Annotated in this window: 19 protein-coding genes; 8 read left to right on the top strand and 11 right to left on the bottom strand. The window is 72.6% G+C overall.

Features of this window, described 5'->3' with window-relative positions; translation table 11 throughout:
• Positions 1–83: 83 nt before the first annotated feature.
• On the top strand, positions 84–1,487 hold the full coding sequence (locus ACGIF2_RS02895; protein ID WP_396043261.1) for a hypothetical protein: 1,404 nt from the start codon (positions 84–86) through the stop codon (positions 1,485–1,487).
• Positions 1,484–2,098, top strand: a complete 615-nt coding sequence (locus ACGIF2_RS02890) for a hypothetical protein (RefSeq protein ID WP_396043258.1) — start codon at positions 1,484–1,486, stop codon at positions 2,096–2,098. The genes ACGIF2_RS02895 and ACGIF2_RS02890 overlap by 4 nt, the downstream gene beginning before the upstream one ends.
• A 454-nt stretch (positions 2,099–2,552) precedes the next feature.
• On the opposite strand, the gene glnA is transcribed toward ACGIF2_RS02890, so the two are convergent.
• Positions 2,553–3,977 (bottom strand): type I glutamate--ammonia ligase, encoded by a 1,425-nt coding sequence (glnA, locus tag ACGIF2_RS02885; protein ID WP_396043256.1) that lies wholly within the window; start codon positions 3,975–3,977, stop codon positions 2,553–2,555.
• Between the two features lie 182 nt (positions 3,978–4,159).
• Between glnA and ACGIF2_RS02880 the strand changes: the two genes are divergently transcribed.
• Positions 4,160–4,654 (top strand): RDD family protein, encoded by a 495-nt coding sequence (locus ACGIF2_RS02880; RefSeq protein ID WP_396043254.1) that lies wholly within the window; start codon positions 4,160–4,162, stop codon positions 4,652–4,654.
• A gap of 7 nt (positions 4,655–4,661) precedes the next feature.
• On the opposite strand, the gene ACGIF2_RS02875 is transcribed toward ACGIF2_RS02880, so the two are convergent.
• The 4 genes from ACGIF2_RS02875 to ACGIF2_RS02860 form a co-directional block, all read right to left on the bottom strand.
• Positions 4,662–5,768 (bottom strand): serine hydrolase domain-containing protein, encoded by a 1,107-nt coding sequence (locus ACGIF2_RS02875; protein ID WP_396043251.1) that lies wholly within the window; start codon positions 5,766–5,768, stop codon positions 4,662–4,664.
• A gap of 50 nt (positions 5,769–5,818) precedes the next feature.
• Positions 5,819–6,526: a DUF4191 domain-containing protein gene (locus ACGIF2_RS02870; protein WP_396043249.1), complete on the bottom strand. Its 708-nt coding sequence runs from the start codon at positions 6,524–6,526 to the stop codon at positions 5,819–5,821.
• 80 nt (positions 6,527–6,606) lie between these two features.
• Positions 6,607–7,608 carry a lipoyl synthase gene (gene lipA / locus ACGIF2_RS02865; RefSeq protein WP_396043247.1) on the bottom strand — a complete coding sequence of 334 codons (1,002 nt, stop codon included), beginning with the start codon at positions 7,606–7,608 and terminating at the stop codon, positions 6,607–6,609.
• A 58-nt stretch (positions 7,609–7,666) separates the two neighbouring features.
• On the bottom strand, positions 7,667–8,944 hold the full coding sequence (locus ACGIF2_RS02860) for an MFS transporter (protein WP_396043245.1): 1,278 nt from the start codon (positions 8,942–8,944) through the stop codon (positions 7,667–7,669).
• 205 nt (positions 8,945–9,149) lie between these two features.
• Here ACGIF2_RS02860 and ACGIF2_RS02855 point away from each other — a divergent pair, with 205 nt between their 5' ends.
• On the top strand, positions 9,150–9,668 hold the full coding sequence (locus tag ACGIF2_RS02855; protein WP_396043243.1) for a flavodoxin domain-containing protein: 519 nt from the start codon (positions 9,150–9,152) through the stop codon (positions 9,666–9,668).
• Positions 9,669–9,710: 42 nt separating this feature from the next.
• Here the strand turns inward: ACGIF2_RS02855 and lipB are convergent, their stop codons facing one another.
• Both lipB and ACGIF2_RS02845 read right to left on the bottom strand, forming a co-directional pair.
• Positions 9,711–10,403 carry a lipoyl(octanoyl) transferase LipB gene (gene lipB, locus ACGIF2_RS02850; protein ID WP_396043241.1) on the bottom strand — a complete coding sequence of 231 codons (693 nt, stop codon included), beginning with the start codon at positions 10,401–10,403 and terminating at the stop codon, positions 9,711–9,713.
• Positions 10,404–10,413: 10 nt separating this feature from the next.
• Complete coding sequence (locus ACGIF2_RS02845; RefSeq protein ID WP_396043239.1) at positions 10,414–10,929, bottom strand: MarR family winged helix-turn-helix transcriptional regulator; 516 nt, start codon at positions 10,927–10,929, stop codon at positions 10,414–10,416.
• Between the two features lie 65 nt (positions 10,930–10,994).
• Here ACGIF2_RS02845 and ACGIF2_RS02840 point away from each other — a divergent pair, with 65 nt between their 5' ends.
• The 3 genes from ACGIF2_RS02840 (at position 10,995) to ACGIF2_RS02830 (ending at position 16,098) form a co-directional block, all read left to right on the top strand.
• Positions 10,995–13,322, top strand: a complete 2,328-nt coding sequence (locus ACGIF2_RS02840) for an MMPL family transporter (protein ID WP_396043360.1) — start codon at positions 10,995–10,997, stop codon at positions 13,320–13,322.
• 49 nt (positions 13,323–13,371) lie between these two features.
• Entirely contained in the window at positions 13,372–14,436 is a 1,065-nt protein-coding gene (locus ACGIF2_RS02835) for a Gfo/Idh/MocA family protein (RefSeq protein WP_396043236.1), read from the top strand.
• A gap of 90 nt (positions 14,437–14,526) precedes the next feature.
• Positions 14,527–16,098: a serine/threonine-protein kinase gene (locus ACGIF2_RS02830; protein WP_396043234.1), complete on the top strand. Its 1,572-nt coding sequence runs from the start codon at positions 14,527–14,529 to the stop codon at positions 16,096–16,098.
• Here ACGIF2_RS02830 and ACGIF2_RS02825 read toward each other — a convergent pair.
• The 3 genes from ACGIF2_RS02825 to lpdA all read right to left on the bottom strand — a co-directional run bounded on the left by ACGIF2_RS02825 (position 16,082) and on the right by lpdA (position 20,209).
• Positions 16,082–16,972: a TIGR01777 family oxidoreductase gene (locus ACGIF2_RS02825; RefSeq protein WP_396043232.1), complete on the bottom strand. Its 891-nt coding sequence runs from the start codon at positions 16,970–16,972 to the stop codon at positions 16,082–16,084. The genes ACGIF2_RS02830 and ACGIF2_RS02825 overlap by 17 nt on opposite strands.
• A gap of 99 nt (positions 16,973–17,071) precedes the next feature.
• A complete protein-coding gene (sucB, locus tag ACGIF2_RS02820) occupies positions 17,072–18,793 on the bottom strand; it encodes a 2-oxoglutarate dehydrogenase, E2 component, dihydrolipoamide succinyltransferase (RefSeq protein ID WP_396043230.1) in 1,722 nt (573 codons plus the stop codon).
• A 30-nt stretch (positions 18,794–18,823) separates the two neighbouring features.
• Positions 18,824–20,209 (bottom strand): dihydrolipoyl dehydrogenase, encoded by a 1,386-nt coding sequence (gene lpdA, locus ACGIF2_RS02815; protein WP_396043228.1) that lies wholly within the window; start codon positions 20,207–20,209, stop codon positions 18,824–18,826.
• 236 nt (positions 20,210–20,445) lie between these two features.
• Between lpdA and ACGIF2_RS02810 the strand changes: the two genes are divergently transcribed.
• Positions 20,446–20,808 (top strand): oxidoreductase, encoded by a 363-nt coding sequence (locus ACGIF2_RS02810; protein WP_396043226.1) that lies wholly within the window; start codon positions 20,446–20,448, stop codon positions 20,806–20,808.
• Positions 20,809–20,876: 68 nt separating this feature from the next.
• Here ACGIF2_RS02810 and ACGIF2_RS02805 read toward each other — a convergent pair whose 3' ends face one another.
• Complete coding sequence (locus ACGIF2_RS02805; RefSeq protein WP_396043224.1) at positions 20,877–22,376, bottom strand: leucyl aminopeptidase; 1,500 nt, start codon at positions 22,374–22,376, stop codon at positions 20,877–20,879.
• Between the last annotated feature and the right edge of the window lie 70 nt (positions 22,377–22,446).

The raw sequence follows: 22,446 nt of genomic DNA, 5'->3' as shown, positions 1-22,446 counted from the left end.
CAACGGCTGGGACGGTATCTCCGGAGGTGTTCCTCACTTTGGTCGCCTCGCGCGGCTGGAGAGCGCTGCGACATCCGGTCGTTGTGATCTCGATGCTCCTGCCGGTCTCGCAGTGGGTGCTCGCCATGGTCGATGGTTCAGCCGCGTACACGGTGCTGTCCTCGGCATCGGTGGCAACGCAGTCCTGGAGCCTGCTCCCAGCGGCCGGCCTGGCGCTGGTGGCACTTCTGACCTCGATGAGCGCCGAGAGGGTGGGTTCGGACGAATTGGAGAGCGTTCAGCCGATGCCTCGTTGGCTCTCAACCCTGGCTCTTCTCTGTGGTCAGGCCATCCCGGCCCTGGCCTGGGGGCTGCTGATCAGTGTTTGCCTTGTTGCGTTCGCCTCTAGTGAGAACGCGGCCGATCAGGTTCTCGTTCTCGAAGCCCTGACCGCGCCCGTCGTCGTCTGGTTCGGTGGGGTCGTGGGCGTACTCCTGGGCCGCCTCGTCCGGTACTCAGCGCTGGGGCTGGCCCTGCTCGGGCTCGTGTTCCTGCTGGCATTCCTTGGTCAGGCCGGGCTCTTGCCGACTTCCTGGATCGCGGTCGTCGTCCCGCTCGACCCGATAGATCCCGGAACCCTTCCCGGGCACCTGCTGGGGCGCCCTGCAGGGGTCCACCTCATATGGCTACTGGCCGTCCTGGTGCTCCTGTGCCTGATGTCGTTGCTGCGTGACGGTCCCCCCTGGCGCAGCTGGGCCCTGATCCTGGTGCCGATCCTGGCCGTCGCCTGCGTCACGGCAGTGCCGCTTCGCGCAAAGGCGGACGCGTCGACGGTCGACAACAGCACCCTCGAAAGACTCCGCTCATGCCGTCAGGTCGGGCCGGATCTCTACTGTCCGCTCGACGGATTCAGCTCACGCGTCGATGAGTGGGCGGTCGTTGTCGCTGGGGTACGTTCCGTGGTCCCTGACTCCGCCCAACGGATGTCGCAACTCGACGTTGTCCAGGTGCCGTACGCCGCCCTGGATGGGGCGCTGGTGGTACCGACAGGCTCAGTAGCGGCGCCGATGGACTGGAGCGTGACGGACTCGAGCAGCATCGAAGAGTTCACGACCCTGGCGTTCGGCGTCGATGTCGCGGCCGAACTCATCGACGGCGCCCCAGCAGCGAACTCGGGAAGCATCAATCCGCTCTGTGACGCGCCGGGTGTGCTCGTCCTGTGGGCGGCAGCGGCATCTTCGCCGGACGTCCGGGCCGCTTTCCGTGGGCTCCTGGCGGCTACGCAGGGCGGCGGGCTGGTGACGAGTACGGTCCGATCAGGGTCGGGCTATGTCTTCAGCGTCTCGGAAGTAGACGTCGTCCAGCAGCTTCTCACTCTGCAGCCGGATGACGCGATCCGTCGGGTGAGGTCGATCGACTGGGGAACTGGTGCGACGGCCGTACAGATCGCCGACGAACTGGGACTCGAGGTGCCCCGGCAGCGCCCTGACGGATGGGTGTGCCAGTGAGGCCCGAGGTCACGGCCGCAGTGCTTCGGTCCTCCCGACTGGCCCCGATCGTGGTGAGCGCAGTGGCCGGTCTTCTTGTCGTCGCCGCTCTGGTTTCGGCGCGCTACGGGCTCGGGACGGTCGACGCCACCACGGCGCTGCATGTCTCGATGCTCGTGACACTGGTCGGCGCCTGCTATGTACTGGACGATCCCGCGGCCGCATCCCTGGTCGCGATGCCGGTCGGCCCCCTGCGCACCACCACGCTGCGGATGATCGTCGGGGCGGTCGTCGTCGGCACTTCGTGGCTCGCGCAGCTGGCCCTGGCGCCGCGGCTCGTGGCCAGCTCAGCTGAGTGGCATCCGCTCGGGCTTGTCGTGGAACCGTTCGCGATTCTGACTGCGGTCTTCGCCGCGGGTGCATGGAGTATCGGGAATCGACCCGAGCGGAGCGTCGTGCCCGTGGCTCTGCTGGTCCTCTTCGCGTATTACGCCGTCATGCTGTTCGTGCCGGATTCCTTCGTGCTGGTGGCGAGTGCAGCCGACCAAGCATGGGATTCCTCACGCGTGCGGTGGGTAGTGCTCCTCGTGGCCGGTTTGGTCAGTGACTGGTGGCTTCTGCGCCGGCTGTGACGTTGACGTTGTGGTTCTGAAAGACGTCGAACTCTCCATCGGTTGGCGCGGAGCATGCCCCTTCGCCGGACACCGATCCTGGGGTGGTGATGTCAACTCTGAGGAGTGACCTAACTGCCTCCAACCAAGCCGCCGGAGTTCCGGCGTCGAGCCGTGGACCTGGTCCGCTCAGGTCAGTACCCACTCGATGGCCGCCGCCTGAGTGCGGCCCGCACTTCTCGGGGTCGAGCTTGCCGGCCGCGGGCCATTGCAGCGGTAGTTCATCAAGTCGGACGGTGCACGACGCCCACGTCGTAGAGGCCCGGCATGCCGGGGACCGTCCGCAAGGTTCCGGCCGGGGCAACCGGCGCACGCGGTTGTGGCAAAAAGTGTGGCAACCCCGCCGCCACGAGGGCGACGGGGTTGCCGTCACTGCAGGTCAGACGCTCACGGGAGCAGCCGCGAGCCCAGACGATCAGCAGTCGTAGTAGAGCTCGAACTCGTGCGGGTGCGGCCGCAGACGGATCGGGTCGACCTCGTGCGAGCGCTTGTAGTCGATCCACGTCGCGATCAGGTCGGGCGTGAAGACGTTGCCCGCCGTGAGGAAGTCGTGGTCGGCCTCGAGGTTGTCGAGGACCTCGGAGAGCGAGCCGGGAACCTGCTGGATGAGCGCGTGCTCCTCCGGCGGCAGCTCGTAGAGGTCCTTGTCGACCGGCTCCGGGGGCTCGATGCGGTTCTGGATGCCGTCGAGGCCAGCCATGAGCATCGCTGCGAAGGCGAGGTACGGGTTGGACGACGGGTCCGGGACGCGGAACTCGATGCGCTTGGCCTTCGGGTTCGAACCGGTGACCGGGATGCGGATGCACGCGGAGCGGTTGCGGGCCGAGTAGACCAGGTTGACCGGGGCCTCGAAGCCGGGGACCAGGCGGTGGTAGGAGTTCACCGTCGGGTTCGTGAACGCGAGCAGCGAGGGCGCGTGCTTGAGCAGGCCACCGATGTACCAGCGCGCCATGTCGGACAGGCCGCCGTAGCCCTTCTCGTCGAAGAACAGCGGCACGCCGTCCTTCCACAGGGACTGGTGGACGTGCATGCCCGAGCCGTTGTCGCCGAAGAGCGGCTTCGGCATGAAGGTCGCGGTGCGGCCGTTCGCGTGGGCCACGTTCTTCACGACGTACTTGAAGAGCTGGACCTTGTCGGCCGACTTGCCGAGCTCGTCGAAGCGGTAGTTGATCTCCGCCTGGCCGGCGGTGCCGACCTCGTGGTGGGCGCGCTCGACCTGGAGGCCCAGCTCGTCGAGCTGGAGCGAGATCTGGTCGCGGATGTCCGCGAACTGGTCGACCGGCGGGACGGGGAAGTAGCCACCCTTGTAGGGCGTCTTGTGCCCCAGGTTGCCACCCTCCTCGACGCGGCCCGAGTTCCAGGCGCCCTCGATCGAGTCGATGTAGTAGTACCCGGCGTTCTGCTTCGTCTCGAAGCGCACGTCGTCGAAGATGTAGAACTCGGCCTCGGGGGCGAAGAACGCCGTGTCCGCGATGCCCGTCGAGCGCAGGTACGCCTCGGCCTTGGCGGCGACCTGACGCGGGTCGCGGCTGTAGGGCTCGTCGGTGTACGGGTCGACGATGTGGAAGTTGATGTTGAGCGTCTTCTGCGTCCGGAACGGGTCGACGTAGGCCGTCGTGACGTCCGGGATCAGCTTCATGTCGGACTCGTGGATCGCCTGGAAGCCGCGGATCGACGAGCCGTCGAACATCTGGCCCTCGGTGAAGAAGTTCTCGTCGAGCGACGCGGCCGGCACGTTGAAGTGCTGCATGGTGCCGGGCAGGTCACAGAAACGCACGTCGACGAACTTGACGTCCTCGTTCCTGATGAACGCCAGGACCTCTTCTGGCTTGCTGAACATCCGCTGCTCCTCGGGTAGTCGTGCCCTGGTCGGGCGGTTCGAGGCTAGGCGCACGCCGTTTCCCGTCCATGTACCGCCTGTTTCCGGGGTGTTACGTGGCGCGGTCCTGTGTAACGGTCGTGCGCGTCAGACCTCGTCGGCGCGCGTCCGGTTGTCGCCCGCCCGCTGGTTAGGCTATCGGGGTGAGCACGCGGCGGAGCATGGGTTCGTGGCTCGAGGGCGGCCCCTCGGGCGGCAGCGGCGCCCCCGGCGCCCGCCTCGGGCTGCCCGCCGCTGGGCCGGGGTCGCTCGCGCCCCTGGGGCGCCGGCTGCTGGCTCTCGCGGTCGACTGGGCGGCCTGCCTGGCGATCTCGGCGGCCTTCTTCGGCGGCGACCCGATGGCGACGCTCGCTGTGTTCGCGGTCGAGAACGTGCTGCTCGTGAGCCTGCTGGGCACGACGCTGGGCCACCGGCTGCTGGGCCTGCACGTGCGCCGTGCCGTGAGGCCCGCGCGGCTGGGTCCCGACCCGAGCGGTCAGGAGCCGCAGGTGCAGGCCGGCCCGGTCGTGGTGCCGGGGCTGCTCTCGGGTGCGGTGCGCACCGTCCTGCTGTGCCTGGTGATCCCCGCGGTGGTGTGGGACGCGGACGGTCGCGGCCTGCACGACAGGGCCGCGGGCACCGTCATCGTCCGGCGCTGAGCCGCGCTCAGGGGGTCGCAGGCCCCAGCAGGCCGTCGATCCTGCGGAACGGGCCCCACGCGCCGTCCTCCGAGGACGACACGAGCGCCACCGTCACGTCGTTCGCGGGGTAGTGCCGGAGCACAGCGCTCGCCCCCGCGTTGATCCCGTCCTTCGTGAGCGAGCGCACCGAGCCGTCGGCCAGCACCACGAACTCCAGGCCGAAGCCGTAACGCACTGTGCGCCCGTCCGACTCGTGGTGGGTGACCTGCGGGGTGAGGAACGCCGCGGTCAGCTCGGGGCCGAGGAGATCGCCGCCACGCACCGCGTCGAGGAACCGCACCAGGTCACGGGGAGTCGCGTGCGCGCCGCCGTCGGGTGAGCCGATCGGCGGGTAGCAGAAGATGTTCGAGCGCCACCCGGTGACGACGCCGTCGGGGTCGCGCACCGGGTCCCAGCCCTCGGCGACGTCGGGCACCGCGTCGCGCATGTCGAAGAAGCCCGAGGAGGTCATGCCGGCGCGGGCGAGCACGTGCTCGAGGACGTGCTCCCGGTAGGTCGTCCCGGTGACAGCCTCGAGGGCGAGGCCCGCGAGGACGTAGCCCACGTTGCAGTAGCGGCAGCCGGTGCCCGGGGCGAAGTTCGACGGCTTGTGCGCGAACTGGGGCAGGAAGTCGGCGGTGCTCGTCACCGTGTGGCAGGGGCGTTCGAGCCACAGGTCCTCGTAGGCCTCACCGGCCTCCTCGTCGGCGTCGTCGCCGATGCCCGACGTGTGCGTGAGCAGGTGCCGCAGCGTCACGGCCGAGGTGATCGTGGTGCCCGTGAGGTCGACGACGTCGGTGATCGGGGCGTCGAGGTCGAGCCGGCCGGCCTCGACCTGCTGGAGCACGGCGACCGCCGTGAAGAGCTTGGTCACGGACGCCACGTCGAAGCGGGTGGCGGTGGTCACGGGGGAGCCCCAGCGGCGCGAGGCGACGCCGTAGCCCGCGTCGAGCAGCACCTCGCTGCCCTGGACCACGTGCACCGACCCCGAGAAGCCGTCGGCGGACGCAGCCTCGGTGAGCAGGTCGTGCACAGCGTGCACGGCTGCCGTCGGGACGGTGAGGGTGCTGGTCAGGTCGTCGGTGCCGGGCATCGGGCGAGCCTAGGTGAGCCCCGCCCGGACGGCCACGAGATATGCGCTGGTCAGCGGCCGCGCATGCCCTTGCGGTCGGGACGGGCCTTCATCGGGTCGACGCCCTTGGGGACAGGGAGCCGGACCGCGCCGAGCGCGTTGAGGCGCTTGATGACCTCGGCGGTCTCCTGCTTGGTCAGGGTGGGCTTGAGGCGCTGCACGGCGCGCGGCAGCTTGCGCAGCGACACCTGGCCCTCGCCGTTGCCGGCCTGGATGAGCGTGATCGGCACGCCGGAGATCACGCGTGCGGTGCGCTTGCGCTCGGACTCGAGCAGGCGCTCGATCCGCGGCGAGGGGCCTTCGCCGATGAGGACCACGCCGGCCCGGCCGACTCCACGGAACACCAGGTCCTGGGTGCGGGGGTCGACGGCGACGGGCTCCTCGGGGAAGTTCCAGCCGCGGCGGATCGTGCCCAGCGCCGCACGCGCGGCCCCCGGCTGACCCTCGATCTGGCTGTACGCCGACGCCTCGGCGCGGCGCGCGAGGATGAACATCGCGCCGAGCACGGCGAACGGGACGCTCAGCAGGCCCACGTACACGGGCTTGTCGATGAGGATGCCGATGACCGAGCCGACAGCGAGGATGCCGAAGAACACCGCGAGCACGATCCAGGTGACGGCCGGGTCGTTGCGCCGGGTCATCTGGTATGCCTGCCAGACCTGGTGGTACCACCGGGTCTTCTTCACCTTGGCGGGGGCTGGAGCGGTGTCACGGGCCATGACGTGGGAGTCTACCGACCCTCGCGGGCCGCTCACGACGGGCGACGGCTACGCCCTGGGCGGACGCGCCCGTGCGCAGGTCAGCGCGCGAGCAGGCTCGCGGCCTCCTGGCGGGCCGTGCGCTCCTCGCCGAGGTGCGCGAGCGCCGCAGGGATCTCCTGGCCGCGGCGGCGCATGGCCTGCCCCCACAGGCGACCGGCCCGGTAGGACGAGCGCACGAGCGGACCGGACATGACACCCAGGAAGCCGATGCGCTCGGCCTCGTCGGACAGCTCGACGAACTCCTCGGGCCGCACCCAGCGGGTCACGGGGTGGTGGCGCACCGACGGGCGCAGGTACTGCGTGATCGTGATGAGGTCGCACCCGGCCTCGTGCAGGTCGACGAGCGCCTCCTTGGCCTCGTCGATCGTCTCGCCCATCCCGAGGATGAGGTTGGACTTGGTGACGAGCCCCGCCGCCCGCGCGGCGGTGAGCACCGACAGCGACCGGTCGTAGCGGAAACCCGGCCGGATCGTCTTGAAGATGCGCGGCACGGTCTCGAGGTTGTGCGCGAGCACCTCGGGGCGCGAGGAGAAGACCTCGGCCAGCAGCTCGGGCGTCGCGTTGAAGTCGGGGATGAGCAGCTCGACACCCGTGGCGGGGTTCGCGGCGTGGATCTGGCGCACGGTCTCGGCGTAGAGCCAGGCGCCGCCGTCGGGCAGGTCGTCACGGGCGACACCGGTGATCGTGGCGTACTTCAGCCCCATCGCCTCGACGGACTCGGCGACTCGGCGCGGCTCGTCGGCGTCGAAGTCGGCGGGCTTGCCCGTGTCGATCTGGCAGAAGTCGCACCGTCGCGTGCACTGGTCGCCCCCGATGAGGAACGTCGCCTCGCGGTCCTCCCAGCACTCGAAGATGTTGGGACAACCCGCTTCCTCGCACACCGTGTGCAGGCCGCCGGTCTTCACCAGGCCCTTGAGCTCGGTGTACTCGGGACCCATGGTGGCCCGCGTGCGGATCCACTCGGGCTTCTTCTCGATGGGCGTCTCGGAGTTGCGAGCCTCGACTCGCAGCATGCGGCGGCCCTCGGGAGCGATCGTCACGTTCGTCACCCTACGGCAGGGCGTCGGGCCCGCCACGGAAGCGACGACGAGGTGCACGTCACACGGCGGCGTCCACCAGATCGGTCCTCGACGTCGCCCCGGGGCGCTCGCGGGGCGAGAGCAGCCCGGCGAGCGCGACCAGCACGGCCGCCGCGATCGGCACCACGAACACGGTCGGGGTGCCGAGGTGCTCGGAGGCGACGCCCGCGACCGCGGCGCCCGCGGCCACGCCGACCACGTTGGCGCTCACGAGCATCGTCATGGCCGTGCCCGCCTCGGTCACCGGAACCAGGTTGCCGCCCACCGAGAACAGGGTCACGAGCGTGGGACCGACGAACAGGCCCGCGACGGCGAGCACGGCCACGACCTGGCCGGTGCCGCTCGTGAGCAGGGCCAGGCTCATCGTCAGGGCGAGCCCGGTGCCGCCCGTGAGCCAGCGGGTGCGGGAGCCCACCGAGGCCGGGAGCGCGACGAGCGCGAGCGCCGTCATCGCCGAGCCGACGCCGAGCACCGCGTACATCAGCCCAGCGACGCCCGGACGGCCCGCGGCCTCGGCGACGGCCGTGACGCTCGCCTGCGTCCCTCCGAAGAACACCCCGATGCACGCCATGCCCACGACGGGCAGCGCGACCCGCCGCAGGACGTGCAGCGCCCCCGGTCGTCGGGCGCCGGACGACCTGCCTGCCCGGGGACGACGGGCCGGGGCGTCGGCCGTGGGGTGCAGCGCGAACGCGAGGCCGAACACGGCGACGAGCCCCGCGGCCACGAGCAGCGCGGCGGCCGGGCTGCCGGCGGTCGCGATCACCCCGACGAGCGCCGGCCCGAGCACGAACGTGATCTCGTCGACCGTGCTCTCGTAGCTCATGGCGGCCTCGGCGGTGCGCGGCTGGTCCGCGCCGCCGAGCGCGATCCAGCGGACGCGGGCGAGCGCGCCGACCTGCGGGGCGCTCGCCCCCAGCAGGAAGCAGCAGGCGGCGAGCACGGCGCGCGGGGCGCCGCCGGTCGCGGCCAGCACCACCGCGACGGCGGCTACCGCGTTGAGCAGGCTCGCGACGACGAGCACGGGGCGCTGGCCCAGGCGGTCGGCGAGGTTGCCCTGCACCGAGGCGAACGCGGCGGTGCCGAGCGATGCGCCGGCTGTCGCCAGGCCCCCGGCGGCGACCGATCCGGTGGTCGCGGTCACCAGGACCATGACGCCGAGCGTTGTCATCGAGAAGGGGACCCGTGCGAGGAAGGCGACGGGGAGGTAGGGGCGGCCGGACAGCGCGGGGAGCGCGCGGTAGGCGGCGAGGGTGCGGGATGCGGTCGAGCTCTGGTTCATGGCCTCGGAGTTCACGGACGAGCACGCCGACCCACCCGTTCCCGGCGCGCACACAACCCTGAACGGTCCACTCTACCGGGGTGTCGTGGCGGCCCGGCATGGGCCGAGGGCAGCGGCCTGCGCGTTCCGACGACATCGAGAGGACCTCTGGCCTAGCGCGGCGGGGTCGTTCCTGTGCACCCTGGTCCCTGGGGCATGCGCCTGGCACCCCGTCCTCGGTATGGAGGTTCCAGTGCGGATCCTGGTGACGGTCGCCTCGCGGCACGGTGCGACGCAGGAGATCGGCGACGTGGTTGCCGAGGTGCTGACCGACGCAGGGCACGAGGTCGACCAGATCGACCCGGACGACGTCGGGACGCTCGCGCCCTACTCGGCCGTCGTGCTCGGCTCCGCGGTGTACGGCGGGCGGATCGCCGCGGCGATCCGTGAGCTCGTCGACCGGCAGGTCGCGGCGCTCAGCGACCGACCTGTGTGGCTGTTCTGGTCGGGCCCGGTCGGCGACGACCCGGTGCCGCCCGTCGAGCCCGACGACGTGACGACGATCGTGCGCCGGACGGGTGCGTTCGAGGCGCGCTGCTTCCCGGGGCGCCTGCGGTCTGCCGACCTGGGGGTCAGCGAACGTGCCCACGCGGCCGCGATCGACGCCGAGGTGGGCGACTTCCGCGACCTCGACGACATCCAGGCGTGGGCGGGGACCATCGCGCTGCAGCTCGCGCGTCCCCTCGACCCGCAGGGCTGACGCTCCCGGCCGCCCGGCGCGGTCACCTGCGGCCCGTCCAGGTCAGGGCGTCGTGACGACCTGGGGCGAGGACGCGGCGGCGAGGACGGGGGGCAGCACGTCGCCGAGGTGCCGGCGCACGAGCGGCAGCACCTCGGAGATCGTCACGCGCCGCCCCGTCTCGGCGGTGAGCGACGTGACGTCGGCGTCGGGGATCCCGCACGGGACGATGCGAGAGAACGCGTCGAGGTCGGGCTCGCAGTTGAGGGCGAACCCGTGCATCGTGACGCCGCGTGCGACGCGCACCCCGATCGCGGCGACCTTGCGCTCGCGGCGCCGACCCGTCGTGCGCCCCGGGCCGTCGGCCGCGAACCACACCCCGCTGCGGCCCTCGACGCGGACGGCCTCGAGGTCCAGGTCGGCGCAGGTGCGGATGAGGGCCTCCTCGAGCGTCCGGACGTAGCGGACCACGTCCACCGGGGTCGCGAGCCGGACCACGGGGTACCCGACGAGCTGGCCCGGGCCGTGCCAGGTGATGCGTCCGCCCCGGTCGACGTCGACCACGGGCGTCCCGTCGACGGGCCGGTCCCACGACGCGGTGCGGCGCCCGGCGGTGTAGACGTCCTCGTGCTCGCACAGCAGCACCGTGTCCTCACGCTCGCCCGCGCTGACCTGCGCGTGCACCTCACGCTGCAGGTCCCACGTCGGCTGGTAGGGGAGGAGGCGCACACCCAGGTCGAGCTCGACGAACTGCATGGACGTCAGGCTAGCCCTCGTCCCCGGGCTGCTGCTCTGCCGGCCGCGCGGTCGCCACGATCGCGAGCAGGGCGCGCAGCTGGTCGACCTGCTCGGGCGTCAGGCCGCGGGTGGTCATCTCCTCGGGCGCGGCCGGGTCGGCTGCCTGGACCGCGACGGCGCGACCCGCGTCGGTCACGGCGATCACGTGACGCCGCTTGTCGCCGCGGTGGGGCGCGCGCGTGACGTAGCCGGTGCGTTCCATCCGGGCCAGGACACGGCTCATGGTCTGCTCGGTGACGCCGCACGCGTCGGCGAGCTCACGCTGGGAGTGCGGCCTGCGCATGAGCTGGACCAGGACGGGCAGGCTCGCGTGGTTGAGCTCCCACGCGGCGAGGTGGGCGTTCCACTCCCGCTCGACCCGTCGGGACGCGGTCGAGAGCAGGCGTCCCAGCGGCCAGTCGGCCACGGCCGACGAGGCGAGCTCGTCCCAGGGCCTGGCGGTCTCGGGCCGCTCATGTCCGTTCGTCGTGCGTTCGTCGGCCACGGTCGACCTCCTTCCTCGCTGGACAGCGCTTGCGCGCGGCGACCTCGACCCGCATAGTGCTCAGCATGCTGAGTAAAACAGGCGGTGCGGTCCTCCGCGCTCTGACCATCGTCGTCGTGCTCGCTGCATGGCTGGGCGTGGGGGCCTTCGGGGGGATGGCGCAGGGGCGACTCTCACAGGTCCAGACCAATGACCAGGCGGCATTCCTGCCGTCCTCCGCGGAGTCGACCCGCGCCGCCGATGCAGGCGCAGGATTCGTCGACACCGAGACCCTACCTGTGCTCGTGGTGCTCGAGCCCGAGGGCGGCTCGGCCGTCACCCCGGCCCAGCTGAGCGCGGTCCAGGACTTCGTCGCCGGGGTGCCGGACCTGGCGATCCCCGGGGCCGACCCGGCCGCCGGGGACCCGGCCACGATCGGCGACGTGACCGTCGGGCAGGGCGTCGTCGTTCCTTCCGAGGACGGCAAGGCGCTGCTCGTGCCGCTCTCGCTCGACACGGCCGCGACCGAGGAGCCGCTCGCCGACGACGAGTCCGTCACGGGCGCCGTCGTGTCGGCGCTGCGGACCGCGCTCGCTGACGAGCTGGGCGCGACCGCCGACTCCGCCGGGACCCTGGGCCTCAAGGCCTGGGTGACCGGCCCCGCCGGTTTCGTCGCCGACCTGGTCAACGCGTTCGGCGGCATCGACGGGGTGCTCCTGCTCGTCGCGCTCGGCGCCGTGCTCGTCATCCTGGTGCTCGTCTACCGCTCGCCGTTCCTCCCGTTCGTGGTGATCCTCTCGGCCGTCTTCGCGCTGTGCGGCGCGGCGCTGGTCGTCTACCACCTCGCGGCAGACGGCGTGCTCACGCTCAACGGCCAGGCGCAGGGCATCTTGTCGATCCTCGTGATCGGCGCCGCCGTCGACTACTCGCTGCTGCTCGTCAGCCGCTACCGCGAGGAGCTGCGCCAGGTCCCGAGCACCTACACCGCGATGAAGCGCGCGGTGCGCGGCTCGATCGAGCCCATCGCGGCCAGCGCAGGCACCGTGATCGCGGGCCTGCTGTGCCTGCTGCTCTCCGACCTCGGCTCGAACCGGAGCCTCGGGCCGGTGGGCGCCATCGGCATCGCCTCGGCCTTCGTGGCGACGCTCACGCTGCTGCCGGCCCTCCTGCTCGTGCTCGGCAGCCGCTCGCGCGGTCTGTTCTGGCCGCGCAAGCCCCGCTTCGAGGCAGCCGGTGCCCACGCGGTGAAGCCCGAGCAGCGCCCCACCGACGAGGTGCTCACGGGCGTGTGGGGCAGGCTCGCCCGGTTCGTCGGCGCGCACGCGCGCCCCGTGTGGATCATCACCGCGATCCTGCTCGCCGGGGGCGCCGCGTTCCTGCCCACGCTCAAGGCCGACGGCACGAGCCAGTCCGACGTCTTCCTCACGTCCGTCGACGCCGTGACCGGCGAGGAGGTCCTCGCCGCGCACTTCCCGGCCGGGGCCGTCCAGCCCGTCATCGTGATCGCCCCCGAAGCCTCGATCGACGCCGTGACCGAGGCCGCCCGGTCCGTCGATGGGGTCGAGGACGTCACGCCCGTCACCGCTGCCGGCGCCGGTGCCCCGGTGGGCGGCGGCGGTGGCCAGGCGTCCCCGCCCCTCGTCGTGGACGGCGACGTGCGCCTCGACGTGGTCACCACCGAGGCGTCCGACACGCAGGAAGCCGTCGAGATCGTCCGGCAGGTGCGCGAGGCGGTGCACGAGGTCGAGCCCGACGCGCTCGTCGGCGGTGCCGCCGCCCAGACCCTCGACACCCAGGTGGCGGGCGCGCACGACCTCAAGGTCATCGTGCCCACCGTGCTGGCGGTGATCCTGGTGATCCTGGTCCTGCTGCTGCGCGCCTTCGTGATCCCGCTGGTCCTGGTGCTCGCGAACGTCCTGTCGTTCGGTGCGGCGCTCGGGGTGTCGGCAGTGGTGTTCAACCACGTGCTCGACTTCCCCGGGGCCGACCCGACGGTCCCGCTGTACGCGTTCGTCTTCCTCGTCGCGCTGGGGGTCGACTACTCGATCTTCCTCATGACCCGGGTCCGGGAGGAGGCGACCCACTTCGGGACGCGCACGGGGGTGCTGCGCGGGCTCGCGGTCACCGGCGGGGTCATCACGTCGGCGGGAGTCGTGCTCGCGGCGACCTTCAGTGCGCTGGCGATCCTGCCGCTGCTGTTCCTCGCCCAGCTCGCGTTCATCGTGGCCTTCGGTGTCCTGGTCGACACGCTCATCGTCCGGAGCCTGCTCGTGCCGGCCCTGGTGCACGACCTGGGCCGCGTCACCTGGTGGCCCAGCACGCTGGGGCGGCGCGACACCGAGGAGGCTGCGCTCGCAGCCCTCGACTCCACGGCGCACGGGTCGCGCGGGACGCACGTGGCCGAGACCCACTGACCTGGGTGGCGCCGCCTGGGGGCTGGCGGCGCCACCTAGTGTGGTGGTCATGAGCGAGCCGATGCGGGTCGGGCTGGTCGGGTACGGGGCAGCCGGCCGGAAGATCCACGCCAGACTCCTGCGGGAGGCCCACCAGAAGGTCACGGTCGTGGTGAGCAGGAGCCCTGAGCGGTCCGCCGCTGCGCGGGCCGACTGGCCCGGCGTGGCCGTGGTGCCGACGCTCGCGGCGCTGCTCGACCGGGCTCCCGAGCTCGACGTCGTCGTGATCGCCAGCCCCACCGCCGAGCACGCCGACCAGGCCCAGGCGGTGCTCGACGCCGGGCTGCCCGTCGTGGTCGACAAGCCGCTCGCGACGACCAGCGACGCGGCCCGTCGGCTCGCCCGAGCGGCCGAGCGCTCGGGCGGGCGGCTCACGGTCTTCCAGAACCGGCGCTGGGACCCGGAGCAGCTCACGCTGCGAGCGGTGATCGACTCGGGGGAGCTCGGCACCGTGCACCGCTTCGAGCGGCGGTGGGAGCGGTGGCGCCCCGAGCCGCAGCAGCGGTGGAAAGAGAACGACCTGCTCGGCGGTGGGCTGCTGCTCGACCTCGGCGCGCACCTCGTGGACTCCGCCGTCCACCTGTTCGGGCCCGTGACCAGCGTCTACGCCGAGCTCCGGGCCATCACGACCCCCACCGAGGACGACGTCTTCCTGGCGCTGACCCACCAGCACGCCGGCGGTGCCCCGGGCGTCATCAGCCACCTCCAGGCGAGCGGCCTCGCGGGCGCGCCCGGTCCGCGCACCCGCGTGCTGGGCGACAGGGGCGCGTTCCTCGTGACGAGCTTCGAGGGCGAGGCCACCCCGTTCGCCGCGCTCGACGAGCAGCGCCCCGGTCGAGGGCACGGACCCGAGACCGAGGGGTGGCTCGTGCGCGGCGACGAGCTCGTCGCGGTGCCGCGCGCGCCGGGCGGGCACCGCGACTTCTACCGCGCAGTCGTGCACTGGCTCGAGGACGGCGCACCACCGCCCGTGGATCCGTGGGACGCCGTCCGCACCGCCGCTGTGCTCGACGCCGCACGGGTGTCGGCGCGCGAGGGCCGCGTCGTGCCGATCGGTGCGGCCACGACCGCCTGAACCGCGGGGGCGGGCGGCCGGAGCCCGGTCCGTCGCCCCTCGTCCTGTGGACAACCGCTGCGGCCTCCGGCCGGACGGTTCGATGGGCGCATGCGCACCTCGCCCACCTTCCCTGCCCCGGCCGAGCGGGTCCCGCCCGCGGTCGTCGCCGCGCTGCTCACGGCCGGCTACCGCGTCGTCGGGCCCGTCGGGCGCGGCGGTGGTGGTCCCGCGTGGTCGGCGACGTCCCTCGACGACCCCGCGCGGCGCGTCGTCGTCCGCGTCGTGGACCTCGCCGGCGACCCCCGGCGCCAGGCCCGGCTCGCCCGGCTCCTCGACGTCCGCCACGAGCACCTGGCGCGGGTCGTCGACGCCGTACCGGTCGACGGCCGCACGTGCGCGATGCTCGTCGAGCACGTCCCCGGTCCCACGCTCGACGTCGTGCGCGAGGCGCGGGGCCCGCTGACGTCGGGCGAGGCCGTGACGCTCGCGGTGCCCCTCGCCGACGCGCTCGACGCGCTGCACACCGCGGGCCTCGTGCACGGCGACGTGTCGCCCGCGAACGTCGTGGTCCGCCCCGACGGGCGTCCCGTGCTCGTCGACCTGCACGGGAGCGTGCACGACTCGCCCGGCACGCCCGGCTTCGCCGCCCCCGAGGTCGAGCGCGGCGACGAGCCCGGTCCCGCGGCGGACGTCTACGCGCTGGCCCGGGTCGTCCTCGCGCAGCTGCCGCCCGCCCAGCCGCCGGGCATGCCGAGCCCCGAGCTGTCCCACCTGCGTGCCGTGCTGTCCGAGGTGACCGACGTCGCGGCGGACGAGCGGCCCGGGGCGCGCGCGCTCGGCGACGCCTGCTTCGACGTCGACCAGGCGGCACCCATCGTGCTGCCCGACGTGTCGGTGCTGGCCCGCACCGAGCTGGCCCGGCTCGCAGGGCGCCCCAGGACCGCCTCGACGACACGGCCGGCCGCCGGAGCGGTGCGCGGGCGCCGAGCGAGCCGGCACCGGTTGCGCAGGCGGTGGCAGGGCCCGGTCCTCCGCGGGGTGGTCGCGGTCGGCGCGGTGGGGGTGTGCGCCGCGCTCGTCGTGGTGCTCGCGACCCGGCCGGGCCCCACGGCGACGGCGGCCGCGGGGGAGCAGGGCGATCCCGGCACGACCGCGACGCCGGCGACCGCCTCCGCGACGCCGGCGACCGCTCCGGCCGCGCCGCCCGACGGGGCCACCCGCGCGCCCACGGCTGAGCCCACGGCACCGGACCCGGTGGCCGCGGCGGTCGCGCTGACCACCGCGCGCATCGACGCCGTCGTCGCGGGGGACGTCACCGCGCTGGCTGAGGTCGAGGTGGTCGGGTCCGCGGCGTACGAGGCCGACGTCCGGCTGCTCGCCGGGCTCGCGGAGGCCGGGCTGCGCATCGCGGGCCTGCGGGTCGACGTCCAGGACGCGGACCGGGTCGTCACGGGGGGCACCGCGTTCGCCGTGGCCACGTCGACCGGGACCCGGCAGCGCCCCGTCCCGGTCGAGGCCCGGGTCGCCGTCACGTCGGCGCTGTCCGAGCACAGCCGGGTCGGGGCCGACGGCATCGTCCAGGAGGTCGTGCCCGACGGTCCACCCACCACCGTCGTGCTCGTGCTGCGGGGCACGTCGGCAGGGTGGCGCGTGGTCGACGTCGTCAGTCCCGACCCGTGACGTAGGGCGCGGCCGAGGCGATGTCCGGGTGCAGGTGCGTGAAGCCGCTCGCGGTGAGCGCCTGCGGGACGGCCCGCACCGATCCCAGCACCTCCTGGGAGAAGTCGCCGAGCACGAGCCGCAGCGCCCAGGCGGGCACCCGCAGCGCTGCCGGGCGGTGCAGGGCGTCGGCCAGTGCCCGGGTGATCTCGGCGTTCGTGGCGGCCGTCGCGACCAGGTTCACCGGTCCGTGCACGGGTGCGTCGAGCAGGTGGGTGATCGCGCGCACCTCGTCGGGCAGCGTGATCCAGCTCCAGAACTGCTCGCCGCTGCCGAGCGGACCTCCGATCCCGGCGCGCAGGAGCGGCAGCATGCGCCCGGCCGCCCCGCCGTGCGGGGCGAGCACGATGCCCGAGCGCAGGTGCGCCACGCGGATGCCCGCGGCCTCGGCGGCGGCGGTCGAGGCCTCCCACCGGCGCACCACGCCCGCGAAGAACGTTTCCCCGAGCGGTTGCGACTCGTCGAGCAGGTCGGCGCCCCGCTCGCCGTAGGCACCGATGCCCGAGGCCTGGAGCAGCACCGACGGGCGCGGGTCGAGCGTCGCGATGGTCTGCGACAGCAGGGACGTGGTGCGGGTGCGTGAGAGGAGCACAGCGCGCTTGCGGGCCGCCGTGAGCGGTCCGCCGGCGACGTTGACGCCCGCGAGGTTGATCACCGCGTCGGTGCCCACGAGGTCATGGCCGTCGAGGTGCCCGGCGTCCGGGTCCCACGAGATCTCGTCGGACGAGCGGGCGGCCCGGCGCACGAGCCGACGCACCCGGTGCCCGCGGTCCTGCAGCTCGGCCACGAGGGGGGTCCCGATGAGGCCGCGCGACCCTGCGACGACGATCTCCATGACCCCACCCTACGGAGCGGGAGCCGGGGTGCGCCGGACATGACGCTGCTCCCGGGTCCAGGCGGTGGCCTGGAACCGGGAGCAGCGGTGGAGCAGGTGTCAGAGGCCGATCTGAGCCTCGAACGCACCTTCCTCGATGCGGCGCTTGACCGCCATGAGGTAGCGCGACGCGTCCGCGCCGTCGACCAGACGGTGGTCGTACGACAGGGACAGGTAGCACATCGACCGGATCGCGATGACCTCGGCGCCGTCCGCGTCGGTCGTGACGACCGGGCGCTTGACGATCGTGCCGGTGCCCAGGATCGCGGACGTGCCGCTCGGGACGATCGGCGTGTCGAACAGCGCGCCGCCCGAACCGGTGTTCGTCACCGTGAACGTGGCACCGCTCAGCTCGTCGGGCTTGACCTTGTTGTCACGCGTCCGCGTGGCCAGGTCGGCGATCTTGCGGGAGATCCCCGCGAGGTTGAGGTCGCCCGCGTCACGGATCACCGGCACGAGCAGCCCGCGCTCGGTGTCGACCGCGATGCCGACGTTCTCCTGGCCGTGGTACGTGATCTGGTTGCCCTCGAGCACCCCGTTGACCTTGGGGTGCGCCTTGAGCGCCTCGACCGCGGCGAGCACGAAGAACGGCAGGAACGTGAGGTTGACGCCCTCGCGTGCCTTGAAGTCGTTCTTCGCCTTGGCCCGGAGCCGCGCGACCTTCGTCACGTCGACCTCGACGACCGTGGTGAGCTGCGCCTGGCTGTGCAGCGCGTCGACCATGCGCTCGGCGATGATCTGGCGCAGCCGGCTGGCCTTCTCGGTGGTGCCGCGCAGCGGCGAGACCTCGACGGCAGCGGAGGGCTTCGACGCAGCCGGAGCTGCGGCGGGTGCCGGGGCAGCGGCGGCCTTGGCGGCGGCCTCGGCCTGGGCAGCAGCCTCGAGGACGTCCTCCTTGCGGATGCGACCGCCCACGCCGGTACCCGTGAGCGAAGCGACGTCCACGCCCTTGTCGGCCGCGAGCTTGCGGACGAGCGGGGTGAGGTACGTGCCCGACGCGGCGGCGGGAGCCGGGGCGGCTGCCGGTGCCGGCGTGGCCGGAGCCGCGACGGGGGCAGGCACGGGAGCGGCGACCGGGGCCGGCTCCGCGGCAGGCGCGGCCTGCTCCGGTGCCGGTGCGGCGGCAGCAGGTGCTGCGGGAGCCGCAGCGGCGCCCGAGCCGATCACGGCCAGGACGGCGCCGACCTCGGCGGTCTCGTCCTCCTGGACCCTGATCTCCTGGAGCGTGCCCGCGACGGGCGACGGGATCTCGGTGTCGACCTTGTCGGTCGAGATCTCGAGCAGCGGCTCGTCGACCGCGACGCTGTCGCCGACGGCCTTGAGCCAGCGGGTGACGGTGCCCTCGGTGACGGACTCGCCGAGCGCGGGGAGGGTGACCTCCTGGCCGTCGGACGCGCCGGCGGCCGGAGCGGGTGCGGCGGCGGCTGCCGGCTCGGGAGCCGGAGCCTCCTCCGGGGCGGCGGCAGGCGCCGGGGCGGCGGCGGGGGCCGGTGCGGCCTCCGGGGCAGCCTCGGCGGGGGCGGCGGCAGCCGGGGCTGCGCCGTCGCCCGAGCCGATCACGGCCAGCGTGGCGCCGACCTCGACCGACTCGTCCTCCTGGACGAGGATCTGCTCGAGCACGCCCGCGAAGGGCGAGGGGATCTCGGTGTCGACCTTGTCGGTCGAGATCTCGACCAAGGGCTCGTCGAGCTCGACGGTGTCGCCGACGTTCTTGAGCCAGCGGGTGACGGTTCCCTCGGTGACGGACTCGCCGAGGGCGGGGAGCTGCACGTTGTCAGACATGACCGCTCGTGTCTCCTTTGATCGTGGTGGTCAGTTGTGGGCGTGCAGCGGCTTGCCGGCGAGCGCGAGGTGCGCCTCTCCGAGAGCCTCGTTCTGCGTGGGGTGCGCGTGGACGAGCGCGGCGACGTCCTCGGGGTAGGCCTCCCAGTTGACGATGAGCTGACCCTCCCCGATGAGCTCGCCGACGCGCGCGCCGATCATGTGGACGCCGACGACGGGGCCGTCCTTCTGACGCACGAGCTTGACGAAGCCCGTGGTCGCGAGGATCTGGCTCTTGCCGTTGCCGCCCAGGTTGTACTCGAGCGTCTCGATCGCGTCGGCGCCGTGGATCTCCTTGGCCTTGGCCTCGGTGAGGCCGACCGAGGCGACCTCGGGGTCGGAGTACGTGACGCGGGGGATGCCCGACTCGACGATCGGCTGGGGGTTGAGCCCCGCGATCTGCTCGGCGACGAAGATGCCCTGCGCGAAGCCGCGGTGCGCGAGCTGCAGGCCGGGGACGATGTCGCCGACCGCGTAGATGTTCGCGACGCCCGTGTGCAGGCGCTCGTCGGTGAGGACGAAGCCACGGTCCATCCGCAGGCCCTGCTCCTCGTAGCCCAGGCCGGAGGTGTTGGGGCCGCGACCCACGGCGACGAGCAGCAGGTCGGCGTCGAACGTCTTGCCGTCCTCGAGCGTGACGTGCACGCCGCTGTCGTCCTGCGTGACGCCCTGGAAGCGGACACCCAGGTTGAAGCCGATGCCGCGCTTGCGGAACGCGCGCTCGAAGGCCTTGGACAGCGCCTCGTCCTCGTTGGGGACCAGGTGGGGGAGCGCCTCGATGATGGTCACGTCGGCACCGAACGAGCGCCACACGCTGGCGAACTCGGAGCCGATCACGCCGCCGCCGAGGATGATCGCCGAGCGCGGCACCCAGTCGAGCTGGAGGGCCTGGTCGGACGTGATGACCCGGCCGCCGATCTCGAGGCCGGGCAGCGAACGGGCGTACGAGCCGGTGCCCAGGACGATGTTGTCGCCCGTGATGCGCTCGCCGTTGACCTCGATCGTGTCGGGGCCCACGAGCTTGCCGTAGCCCTCGATCACCGTGATCTTGCGGGACTTGATGAGTCCCTGCAGCCCCTTGTACAGGCGGGAGACGACCGAGTCCTTGTACTCGTTGACGCCCGCCATGTCGATGCCCTTGAGCTCGGTGTGGACACCGAAGTGGGCACCGTCGCGGGCGTTGTCGGCGATCTCGGCGGCGTGCAGCAGGGCCTTGGTCGGGATGCACCCGTTGTGCAGGCAGGTCCCGCCGACCTTGCCGCCCTCGATCAGTGCCACGCTCTTGCCGAGCTGGGCACCTCGGAGCGCGGCCGCGTAGCCGCCGCTCCCTCCGCCCAGGACGACGATGTCGAAAGCGGTACCGGTGGTGTCGGCCACGTGCAACTCCTCAGTGCAGACGTGTGTTCACGTTTGTGTTCGGCGCCCATCTTGTCACCACGCCGCCACGGGATCGAACCCGTAGGGCCGTTCTCGGCTGTGACTCTGCGAACATTCATCCCATGTCTTCGGGGGCCCGGAGGCTCTTCTCATCCGCGTCGCCATCAGGAATCGGACAGCAGGACGACCACCCGGTTCCCAGGGAATGCCCGGGCACGATCGGTACTCTCACCTGCATGGGTCTGTTCTCACGGTGGCGCCGTCCTCGCTCGGGTGCTCAGGCAGCCGGTGACGCCGCGCCCGATTCGGGCCGCGAGCGCGAGCGTGCGACGCTCGCGCACCTCACGGACTTCGTCGCGACCCGTGTGGGCGTCGAGGCCTACGTCGAGCCCGTGACGAACGTGACGCAGACGACGATGATGCTCATCGCGACCGACGGCGAGTGGACCCGGCGCCGCGTCCCCGACGCGAAGACCGCCTACTCGATCGCCCGGTCGTTGGCGATCCCCGTCTACGACGTGCAGCGCACCGGCTACCCGCAGCGCATGCGGGACTGGAACTCGCGGCAGCGCATCGAACGGCAGCGCCGGCAGGCCTGAGGCCGGACGCAGCACGGCCCGGTCGGGCGGACCGACCGGGCCGTGCTGCGTCACGGATCTGGCGAGGGCTACCGGGCGCCGGCCCGGGCCTCGATCAGGGCGAGGAGCGTGCGGACACCCACGCCGGTGCCGCCCACGGGCGTGTAGCCGTGCGCACCCTTCTCGTTGAACGACGGGCCGGCGATGTCCAGGTGGGCCCACGGCGTCGAACCGACGAACTCCTGCAGGAAAAGACCTGCGCTGAGCATCCCGCCGAAGCGGTCGCCGATGTTCGCGATGTCCGCGACCTTCGACTTCATGCCGGCACGCAGGTCTGCGGGGAGCGGCATGGGCCAGAACAGCTCGCCGGCGCCCTCGGCCGCCGTGACGACCTCGCCCCGCACGTCGTCCGAGCCCATGACCGCGGACACGCGCGTGCCGAGCGCCACCATCTGCGCGCCCGTGAGCGTCGCGATGTCGAGCACGACGTCGGGCTTCTCCTCGACGGCCGCCACCAGGCCGTCGGCCATGACCAGGCGGCCCTCGGCGTCGGTGTTGAGGACCTCGACGGTCTTGCCGCCGCGGATCGTGATGACGTCCGAGGGGCGCTGAGCGGTCCCGGACGGCATGTTCTCGGCGAGGCAGAGCCAGCCGGTGACAGCGACGGGCAGCTCGAGCTGCGCGGCGGCGAGCACCGTGTGCAGCACGGCGGCGGCGCCGGCCATGTCGGACTTCATCGCGTCCATGCCCGCGGCGGGCTTGATCGAGATGCCGCCCGAGTCGAACGTGATGCCCTTGCCGACGAGCGCGACCTTCGCCACCGGGCGGCTCGGGCTGTAGGCGACCTTGACCAGACGCGGGCCGCGGGCCGAGCCCTGACCGACGCCCGTGAGCCCGCCGTAGCCGCCCGCGATCAGCGCCTTGTCGTCGAGCACCGTGATCTTGACAGCGCTGCCGCGACCCGCGTCCTTGACCGCGGCCTTGGCCAGGTCGGCGAACGCCGCGGGATAGAGGTCGTTCGGGGCGGCGTTGACCAGGTCCCGGGTGGCGTGCACGGCCGCGGCGACGACCTCGGCGCGCGCGACGGCGGCCTTCGCGGCCTTGTCCCGCACCAGCGGGGTGACGATCTCGACCGACGCGACGGGTGCGGCCTTCGCGGACGCCTCGGCGTCGCGGTAGCGCGTGTAGGAGTAGGCGCCCAGCAGCGCACCCTCGGCGACAGCCGTCAGGTGGGCGACGTCCTCGGCCGGCAGCGCGAGCGCGACCGACTGCGTGCCGGCGAGCTCGCGCGTCGCGGCACCTGCGGCGCGGCGCAGCGTCTCGGCATCGGGAGCGGTCGCAGGGCCCACGCCGGTCAGCACGAGCACCTTGGCCGCGATGCGCCCGGCCGTGGGCAGCTTGCGGACCTCGTCGACGGCGCCCGTGACCCCGAGCGTGGACGCGACCGAGATCAGCTCGGTGCGTACCTCGGACGGGAGCCAGTCGGCGTCGAGCAGCTGGGGTCCGGCGTCGCTCTGGGCGACGGCGACGACCAGAGCGTCGGCGGAGAGTTGGGCGGGGCTCTTGGAAGTCAGGGTCACGGTGGGCACGGGACGATGTTAGCCCGCACACAACCGGCCGTCCGAGGACGTGCCGGGCGTCGGCGCCGGTACGGTGGGT

Source organism: Cellulomonas sp. P22, assembly GCF_044392165.1.
Note: the sequence above shows the minus strand (reverse complement) of the source record. Positions and strands in the feature narration are given on the sequence as shown.